Source organism: Vibrio sp. V19_P1S1T109 (assembly GCF_002241375.1).
Lineage (GTDB): Bacteria > Pseudomonadota > Gammaproteobacteria > Enterobacterales > Vibrionaceae > Vibrio > Vibrio anguillarum.
On the sequence record NZ_NDIM01000276.1, the window covers coordinates 1 to 9223 of the forward strand.

Here is a 9223-nt window from a genome sequence, read left to right on the forward strand (position 1 = left end):
TTAATAAGCGCGTTTTTGTCGCTACCACCCTTGTGATTTTTGCTTTTTTTCTGGTCCAAACACCACAGAATAAGGATCTTGGTGGATTAATACATCAGCTCCCGGGAAAGCCTCGAGTAGCTTATCTTCCACCTCATCGGAAATGCGATGCGCCTCAATCAAGCGGATATTGTCATCTAGTTCCAGATGTAACTGAATGAATCTTACAGGTCCAGACATGCGAGTTCTTAATTGATGCACACCCAACACACCAGCCACAGAAAGACATTCTGTGCGGATTTGCTTCAATTCCTCATCAGGTAACTTACGATCCAATAAGGTCTGAATGGCCTCTTGCACCATACGAAAAGCGCTGTAAAGAATATAAACGCCAATGCCGATCGCAAAGATGGCATCGGCCTGTTTAAAGCCAAACCAGCTCAATATGAGCGCGATCATAATCGCTGCATTCATGAACAGATCGGTTTGGTAATGCAATGAATCCGCGGCAATGGCTTGGCTGCCCGTTTTTTTCACAACATGCTTTTGGAACAACACTAAGCCAAAAGTCACCAGCATTGCAAACAGGCTGACATAAACGCCATATTCAGGAGAGGTTAATTCGTGTGGGCGGAAAAATCGGTCAACCCCATTGAGGATAAGAAAACAGGCCGAGCCTGAAATGAACATCGCTTGGGCAAGAGCCGCAAGCGATTCCGCCTTACCATGACCAAAGGCGTGCTCTTTATCTGCGGGCTGCAGTGCGTAACGCACCACAATTAAATTGACCACGGAAGCGGCAATATCAAGTAAGGAATCAATCAATGATGCGAGTAGGCTGACCGAGCCAGTAACCCACCAAGCGATCACTTTTACTATCAGCAACAATGAGGCTACAAGGGTTGCTGTCCAGGCAGCAAGCGTAACAAGGCGTGCGTATTCTTGTTTCATATCACTAAAATCAGCTTGAGAATGAGCAGGTAGTATACCTTCTCAAATTAAGAATGAATATGACACAAAAATGAACAGGCCTCACCCGAGGCCTATTATCAATGATTAGCGGTTATCAATGACTAGCTATTTTTTTTCATGTGCTTAGGACCATTTTCCATGCACTTCTGCATGCGATCTTGTTGTAGCGTTTGCAGTTTTGCTTTTTGTTCCGGAGTTAGCACACTCATCATGTCATGACGTTTTTCTAGCATCTTGACACGGTGAGCGACCTGTTGATCGACCATCTCTTTGGCTAGTTCATTTGCCGCTGCCGCATCAAAGTTCTCAGCGAGCACGAGAGCCTGTACTTTGTCATGGTGCGCTTTCATTTTCGCTTGGCGTTGACCTTTGTGCTCACCCTTCATCGCTTCGCGATTCGCCTCACGCATTCCTTTCAGCTTTGCTTGTTGATCAGACGTCAAATCAAGCTGCTGCATCATGCCGCGATCAAAACCGCCACACTCATCATTTGGGCCTTTATGCTGCTCTTTACCACCAAATGCAAAGACGCTTGCTGTGCTAAGAGTCAGAGGAAGTATCACCGCCGCAAGTACTAATTTTTTTGCCATTTTCATCATCTATTCCTTCACTAAGTGGATTCTAACAAGCTGTATTCACAGCGCTTGAGTGTAGAATAGGGCCTGTACGGTAAAGCAACGTATAGTGAGCGTAAAGAATCGTAAAGAGCTTATTGCTCACTGAATATCTTGCCTATTTCGCAGTAAACTGTACCCATAACTTCCCCAACGACGAGGCGACACATGGCGCATATTCTTCTGATTGATGATGATACTGAGCTCACCAGCTTACTAAAAGAAGTCTTGAGCTATGAAGGCTTCGATGTCTCTGAAGCGAATGATGGAGAGAGCGGGCTCGCGGCCATTCATGATCGCATTGATCTTGTCTTACTCGATGTCATGATGCCTAAGCTTAATGGGATGGAAACGCTGAAAAAGTTACGTGAAAACTGGCATACCCCGGTATTAATGCTCACCGCCAAAGGAGAGGAGATCGATCGCGTCATCGGTCTAGAACTCGGCGCGGATGACTATTTACCGAAGCCTTTCAGTGACCGAGAGCTGCTGGCACGCATTCGCGCGATTTTGCGCCGAACCCAAACCAGCAATGGCACCAAACATAATGAAGTCATTGAGTGCCAAGATATTCAAGTATACCCCAGCAAGCAGGAAGCCTATTGCCAAGGGCAATTGCTGGACCTTACCACCACGGAATTTGCCTTGCTGACTCATTTTGTGCAAAACCCAGGCGAAACCTTAACTAAAGAAGCGCTCAGCCTTGATGTTCTAGGAAAACGGTTGGCGGCCTTTGACCGCGCGATTGATATGCACGTCTCGAATTTACGCAAGAAATTACCTGAGCGTGTCGATGGTAAATCACGGATTAAAACGCTGCGTGGTCGTGGCTACCTCATGATTCTGGAGGATTAATGCGCCTACCTAAAATCAACAGCCTTTATGGCAGAATTTTTGCCATTTTTTGGTTTACGATGCTGCTGGTGCTGATCGCAGTATTAGCACTGCCGCACCTTGATCCTCGTAAAACCCGTGATATACCTAGCGATGAATACCAACGTCTTACACACTTAAAACAAAAAATAGAGAGTATGTTTAAAGATGAGCATGAACTCACACGCATCCTCTTTCGTTTAGAAAGTAGCAGCAACAAGCGTGGTGAAGGGCACATGCGCGAGAAGAACGGCACTCCACAATTCTTTATCACAACGCCAGATGGCACAATCCTCACCACCAAAACTCAAGCCGACTTTAAGTTTAAAGCACTCCAAAATTTCGTGACCAGCATTGAATCCATTGATAAACCACAACAGAAGCTCTATGGCCGTTATATGATTTCAGGTCCATTGCCAATCACCCTTGCCAAGCAAGATCTACTCATGTTTGTCGGTATTCGCTGGAATGAGCCCCCCCCGTTCTTATTGCAACTATTTGACCGTCCGTTCGGCCTACTGCTTGCCGTGATGCTCGTCAGTACACCGCTACTCTTATGGCTCGCATGGGCATTGAGCCAACCCGCCAGCCGCCTCGAGCAAGCCGCCAAACGGGTCGCTCGCGGCGAATTTGTGGTCGACCCAAGCTTAGAAAAAGGCACCAGTGAATTTCGCCAAGCAGGAAAAAGCTTTAACCAAATGGTAGAAGCCGTCAACCAGATGATTTCTGGCCAGCAGCGATTGCTGTCGGATATTTCACACGAACTGCGCTCCCCTTTAACGCGACTGAGAATGGCCAATGCACTTGCCACTCGAAAACAAGGTAGCAGCTCAGAATTGGAGCGGATCGACACCGAAGCACAGCGTTTAGAGCAGATGATCGGTGAACTTCTGACGCTTTCGCGTATGCAAACCAATAGCCATCTCAGCCGAGAAACTCAACCGCTATCCAGTTTATGGGAGGAATTATTGAGTGATGCCCAATTTGAGGCGGAGCAGATGGAAAAAAGACTCACCTATAATGCGATTCCACCGCACACGATTTCCGGTACACCAAAACTGCTGATGAGCGCATTGGAAAACATTGTGCGTAACGCCATTTACTATGGCAAAGATGAAATCAATATTACCTTTTCGGTCGAAAAAGGCAGACTATCGGTTTGCGTGGAAGACAATGGTGAAGGCGTTCCCGAAAACGAGTTAGACGATATTTTCCGCCCCTTTTATCGTGTTTCCACTGCGCGTGATAGGCACAGTGGTGGTACAGGGTTAGGTTTAGCCATCACCGAAAGTGCCATTCGTCAACACAGCGGTACTATTCACGCAAGTCGCAGCCAATTAGGTGGGTTAAAAGTACAATTCACGCTCCCATTGGATAGTTAAATTCCACTTATGCCTATATTGCCAAATAACGGGTGACTTGTACTCAATAGGCTCGTCACCTTATACTTCCGGCCCACACTCCTTAAGAGCAGCTATACCATGTTTGATATCGCACTTTACGAACCTGAAATCGCCCCTAATACCGGAAATATTATTCGCTTGTGTGCCAATTGCGGCGCTAATTTGCATCTTATTGAACCGCTGGGTTTTGATCTAGAAGAGAAGAAAGTGCGCCGTGCAGGGCTTGATTACCACGATTTAGCGCGCGTAACGCGTCATGCCAACTTGGATGCCTTTATGGACTACCTCAATGCAGAGCGCGAAACGTACCGGATTTTTGCTTGTACCACTAAAACCACGGGGCACCACGTCGATGCGCAGTTTCAAAAAGGGGATGTGTTGATGTTTGGCCCAGAAACTCGTGGATTACCAGCGCAAGTCATCGAAAGCCTGCCGATGACACAACGTATTCGTATTCCGATGATGGCAGAAGCTCGCAGTTTAAATCTCTCTAATGCGGTCGCTATTATTGCGTTTGAAGCGTGGCGTCAAATGGGCTTTGAAGGTGCGCAATAACAGCGCTAGTGCTCTAAAACGGTAGGAAGATAAATCACCAAATAGCAAAAAGGCCGCCTAGGCGACCTTTTTATTAATTCTAGATATTAGGCTAGATTACAGAACAGTTACTTGAGCTGCTTGTAGGCCTTTTTGACCGTTTTCTACATTGAAAGACACTTTTTGGCCTTCAATTAGAGTTTTGAAACCGTCAGAAGCGATTGCATTGAAATGTACGAACACGTCAGCGCCGCCGTTATCTTGAGTAAGGAAGCCGAAACCTTTAGTTTCGTTAAACCATTTTACAGAACCAGTTGTTTTGTTAGACATAATGTGTCCCTTTTATTTAAATTCATAAAGTTATCGCGCTTATGCGCAATGCACTGATAGATTGAATTATTTAATGTTACTAATAAGGTAAGGGAAACACTGAGGACATCAACTTTTACGATGGGATTCTGAGAATTTACTTTTACTTTTATTTTTTGTTTCATTAATAACCCCTGAACAACAGAGCGAGGTAACTATATTCGCTAACGTTGCACTAAGCAATCTATTTCGGCATTTAATTTTTACAACTCAAAACAATAGAGTAAGAAACACCATAAAAAGTCTTTTATTTCAACCTATTATGCTCATCATCTTTACGTTCAAATTCACCTTCGAAGGTTTTTCCCGTTTCAGATGGTTCAAAGTCACGATCAAATGGGGCTTTGTTATGACGGCTATCATCAAACTGCGCCTGAAAACGGCCTGATACACCATTCACCACCACTTTATTCATCAAATAGTTGGCAAGCAAAGCCCGAGGCGCAGGCAATAACACCACCATACCAAGTGCATCGGTCAAAAAACCCGGTACTAAAAGCAGCACACCCGCCACCGCCAGCATCACGCCCTCAATAATTTGCTGCGCAGGTAGCTCACCTTGGTGCAAACGGTGTTGAACGCTAAGTAAAGTTTGTATCCCTTGACTACGAACCAATGATGCACCAACAAATGCAGTAATCAGCACCAAGGCGATAGTTGGCCACATACCTAGCAAGCTGCCTACTTGGATAAAGAGACCAATTTCAATGATTGGCACAAAAATAAAAGCCAGAAGTAAGATTGGAAACACACGCCCTCCTTTGTTTATTGCTCTCACCTTACCGTCAACCACAGGCGACTACAACACTCAACGCTCAATCAAAGAGCACCACCTCACAGCCTAAATGACTAGATAGAGCCAGTATCTATCTTAAAATAGACCGAATATTGGCTCTATCTGAAATCCATTCATTCGTTCATTTTGCTAACAAAACCTGAACAAATCTCATACCACACAGACAAATCCAACCGCCGGCATCACAACTATTTATCAACGCGATAACTGTTTTTAAAACCTAAAAATAACGCATGTGAGTGCGTATCAAATTTTCATAAAATATTGACCTAAAAGGTGATCCACTTACTATTTTTTAAATCTAGGTTGAGTATGATGTGCCACAGAAGTCAGGACGGATTTTCCAGCCTAAAATTCTGACGAATGGATTCTTAAACTGCAGAAATGGCTAATAATTTCACTAATTATCAGAATAATTCTCTAAGGATCCTGTTATGGCTACCCTATCAGAAACGACAGCTGCTACAGCTAACTCGGCCACTCGTATCGAAGAAGATCTATTAGGTCAACGTCACGTTCCTGCTGACGCGTATTACGGCATTCATACGCTGCGCGCTATCGAAAACTTTAATATTTCAAAATCAACCATTTCTGATGTGCCTGAATTTGTACGCGGTATGGTGATGACCAAAAAAGCCGCCACGCTAGCCAACAAAGAGCTCGGCGTCATTCCAAGCCAAGTGGCTAATTACATCCTCCAAGCGTGTGACTTGATCCTAGAAACAGGTAAGTGCATGGATCAATTTCCGTCAGACGTATACCAAGGCGGTGCCGGCACTTCTGTCAATATGAACACCAACGAAGTGATCGCGAACCTTGCTCTGGAATTGATGGGTAAAGAAAAGGGTCAGTACGAGTTCATCAACCCCAATGACCACGTTAATAAAAGCCAATCAACCAACTGTGCTTACCCTACTGGTTTCCGCATTGCGGTATACAATAGCATCCTGAAACTGATTGATTCTATTGCCTATCTAAAAGGTGCGTTTGAGCTAAAAAGCCAAGAGTTCTCTGGCATTTTGAAAATGGGTCGTACTCAATTGCAAGACGCCGTACCGATGACCGTAGGTCAAGAGTTCCGCGCTTGGGCGGTCACCATTAATGAAGAGATCCGCAACCTAGAGTACACCTCTAAACTGCTGCTTGAGATCAACCTTGGCGCAACAGCGATCGGTACTGGCCTGAATGCGGCGCCGGGATATCAAGCGGCGGCGGTGAAACACCTTGCTGCGGTGACTGGCTTAGCTGTGGTACCAGCGGAAGATTTAATTGAAGCAACCTCTGACTGCGGAGCTTATGTTATGGCGCATGGCGCGCTAAAACGCCTTGCTGTGAAACTCTCTAAAATCTGTAATGACTTGCGTCTTCTTTCATCTGGCCCTCGAGCGGGTCTAAACGAGTTGAATCTACCTGAACTGCAAGCTGGGTCTTCCATCATGCCTGCAAAAGTAAACCCTGTGGTGCCTGAAGTGGTCAACCAAGTGTGCTTTAAAGTACTTGGTAACGACAACACTATTTCCTTTGCCGCAGAAGGTGGCCAATTACAGCTAAACGTGATGGAACCTGTGATTGCACAAAGCATGTTTGAGTCAATTGAAATTCTTTCAAACGCCTGCATAAACCTTCGTGACAAGTGTGTTGACGGCATCACTGTCAATAAAGAAGTGTGTGAAGCTTACGTATTCAACTCTATCGGTATCGTGACTTACCTTAACCCATATATTGGCCACCATGAAGGTGACATCGTGGGTAAAATTTGTGCGGAAACGGGTAAGAGCGTACGTGAAGTAGTGCTTGAGCGAGGCTTACTCACCGCCGAAGAGCTCGATGACATCTTGTCCGTCGAAAACTTTATGCGCCCTCAGTACAAAGCGAAACGCTACGAATAATCAAAAAAGGCTCTGATTCAGAGCCTTTTTACTTTCTACAAGTTATTAAGTGAGAAAAAATTGCGTTACATCATGGCGCAAAGCATACCGTTCAATATCGCTGAACCTGTAGAATGACCCTATTTTTCATTATCTTTAGGAGTATAAGATGTTCTTAATTGAGTTCCTTATCGTATTAGGATGTATCCTAATTGGTGCAAGGATTGGTGGTATTGGGCTTGGTGTGATGGGCGGTATTGGCCTTGCTGTACTGAGCTTTGGATTTGGCATGCAACCAACCAGCCCACCGATTGATGTGATGTTGATGATCATGGCCGTGGTTGCAGCAGCAGCCTCAATGCAAGCGGCTGGCGGTTTAGATTATTTGATCAAAATTGCCACTAACATTTTGCATAAAAACCCTCGCCACATCACTTTCATCGCCCCTTTGGTAACTTACTTTTTTACAATGATGGCTGGTACAGGTCACGTGGCCTATTCAGTACTGCCCGTTATTGCTGAAGTGAGCCGTCGCAGTGGTATTCGTCCAGAACGTCCTTTAGGTATGGCGGTGATCGCGTCACAATTTGCGATTGTAGCTAGCCCAATTGCGGCCGCCGTCGTGGCGTTAGTCGCCTTCTTAGAACCACAAGGCATCACGCTAACGGATGTGTTGATGATCACCATCCCAAGTACCATTCTTGGTTTGGCTTGCGCGTGCTTATTCGTCAATAAAATCGGTGTTGAGCTGAAAGACGACCCAGAATATCAACGTCGCTTGCAAGACCCAGAATTCCGCGCAGAGATGGAACAAGAAGTATCGATTGCTGATATTCAAATCACGCCACAAGCGAAAAAATCGGTCGGGCTATTTTTGTTCGGTGCCATTGTGGTGGTGGTGATGGGTGCATTGCCTAGCTTGCGCCCACAATTTAACGGCTCAGCCATGGGGATGGCGCACACGATTGAAATCGTGATGCTGTCTATCGCGGCGCTGATCATTTTACTGTGCAAACCTGACGGCAACGCCATCAGCCAAGGTTCCGTATTCCATGCAGGTATGCGTGCCATCGTGGCGATCTTCGGTATCGCTTGGTTAGGTGACACCTTCATTGCTGGCCATGGTGCCATGGTCAAAGAAGCGGTCTCTGGCTTAGTGGAAGTCGCTCCATGGACATTCGCGTTCGCGTTATTTGCTCTGTCGGTGATGGTCAATAGCCAAGGCGCAACAACTGCCGTGTTAGTCCCTGTTGCAATAACCTTGGGTTTGCCACCAGCCATTATTATTGCGGTTTTCGTTGCCGTTAACGGTTACTTCTTCATTCCAAACTACGGCCCTATCATCGCATCTATCGACTTTGACCGGACTGGTACCACTCGTATTGGTAAGTATATTTTCAACCACAGCTTTATGCTCCCTGGCTTGTTAAGCATGGTGTTTAGTATTGGTTTTGGTTTGTTGTTCTCCAATATTTTGATGTAATCTCTACTATTGTTATAAGGGAGCTTTGGCTCCCTTTTTATTTGTTACGTATAAAATATTGATACATATCAATAAAGCAATAAATAATTACTTCTCTTCATTCATTCAGCTTAATGAATAAAATTTCAATATATTTACCCTACAACGATTATCCGCCTATCTCCATGTCTTCGAATAAAAAGCGTAAGAATATAATTCCATTATTTACACTCAATTACCCTAAATTAAATTCCCTAAAAAAATGGTGTGTAACTCGGTACTATTTTTTTGTGAAGCAAGACAAAGTTACGCTTTAAAACTCACCTTAGAATTTATACAGATATCTGAGCAAG

General features: G+C 45.0%; 9 protein-coding genes. 5 read left to right on the plus strand and 4 right to left on the minus strand.

Annotation, left to right across the window (positions count from 1 at the left end):
• Positions 1-21 precede the first annotated feature (21 nt).
• Positions 22-930: a CDF family cation-efflux transporter FieF gene (gene fieF / locus B9J87_RS13505; protein ID WP_010318335.1), complete on the minus strand. Its 909-nt coding sequence runs from the start codon at positions 928-930 to the stop codon at positions 22-24.
• A 122-nt stretch (positions 931-1052) separates the two neighbouring features.
• Entirely contained in the window at positions 1053-1550 is a 498-nt protein-coding gene (locus B9J87_RS13510) for a CpxP family protein (RefSeq protein WP_017049227.1), read from the minus strand.
• Positions 1551-1733: 183 nt separating this feature from the next.
• On the opposite strand from B9J87_RS13510, the gene B9J87_RS13515 reads away from it, so the two are divergent.
• From B9J87_RS13515 to trmL, 3 genes are all read left to right on the plus strand, one after another.
• Positions 1734-2420, plus strand: coding sequence for a response regulator (locus B9J87_RS13515; protein ID WP_013855837.1), 687 nt, complete (start codon positions 1734-1736; stop codon positions 2418-2420).
• Positions 2420-3820 (plus strand): envelope stress sensor histidine kinase CpxA, encoded by a 1401-nt coding sequence (gene cpxA / locus B9J87_RS13520; protein WP_013855836.1) that lies wholly within the window; start codon positions 2420-2422, stop codon positions 3818-3820. The genes B9J87_RS13515 and cpxA overlap by 1 nt, the downstream gene beginning before the upstream one ends.
• 99 nt (positions 3821-3919) lie before the next feature.
• Positions 3920-4396: a tRNA (uridine(34)/cytosine(34)/5-carboxymethylaminomethyluridine(34)-2'-O)-methyltransferase TrmL gene (gene trmL / locus B9J87_RS13525; RefSeq protein WP_013855835.1), complete on the plus strand. Its 477-nt coding sequence runs from the start codon at positions 3920-3922 to the stop codon at positions 4394-4396.
• 96 nt (positions 4397-4492) lie between these two features.
• Here the strand turns inward: trmL and cspE are convergent, their stop codons facing one another.
• Positions 4493-4705 carry a transcription antiterminator/RNA stability regulator CspE gene (gene cspE / locus B9J87_RS13530; RefSeq protein ID WP_013855834.1) on the minus strand — a complete coding sequence of 71 codons (213 nt, stop codon included), beginning with the start codon at positions 4703-4705 and terminating at the stop codon, positions 4493-4495.
• A 286-nt stretch (positions 4706-4991) separates the two neighbouring features.
• Positions 4992-5495: an FxsA family protein gene (locus tag B9J87_RS13535; RefSeq protein ID WP_038149154.1), complete on the minus strand. Its 504-nt coding sequence runs from the start codon at positions 5493-5495 to the stop codon at positions 4992-4994.
• A 479-nt stretch (positions 5496-5974) separates the two neighbouring features.
• Between B9J87_RS13535 and aspA the strand changes: the two genes are divergently transcribed.
• Together aspA and B9J87_RS13545 are read left to right on the plus strand one after the other, a co-directional pair.
• Positions 5975-7429 carry an aspartate ammonia-lyase gene (aspA, locus tag B9J87_RS13540; RefSeq protein ID WP_017042195.1) on the plus strand — a complete coding sequence of 485 codons (1455 nt, stop codon included), beginning with the start codon at positions 5975-5977 and terminating at the stop codon, positions 7427-7429.
• Between the two features lie 148 nt (positions 7430-7577).
• A complete protein-coding gene (locus B9J87_RS13545; RefSeq protein ID WP_017042196.1) occupies positions 7578-8891 on the plus strand; it encodes an anaerobic C4-dicarboxylate transporter family protein in 1314 nt (437 codons plus the stop codon).
• Positions 8892-9223 lie beyond the last annotated feature (332 nt).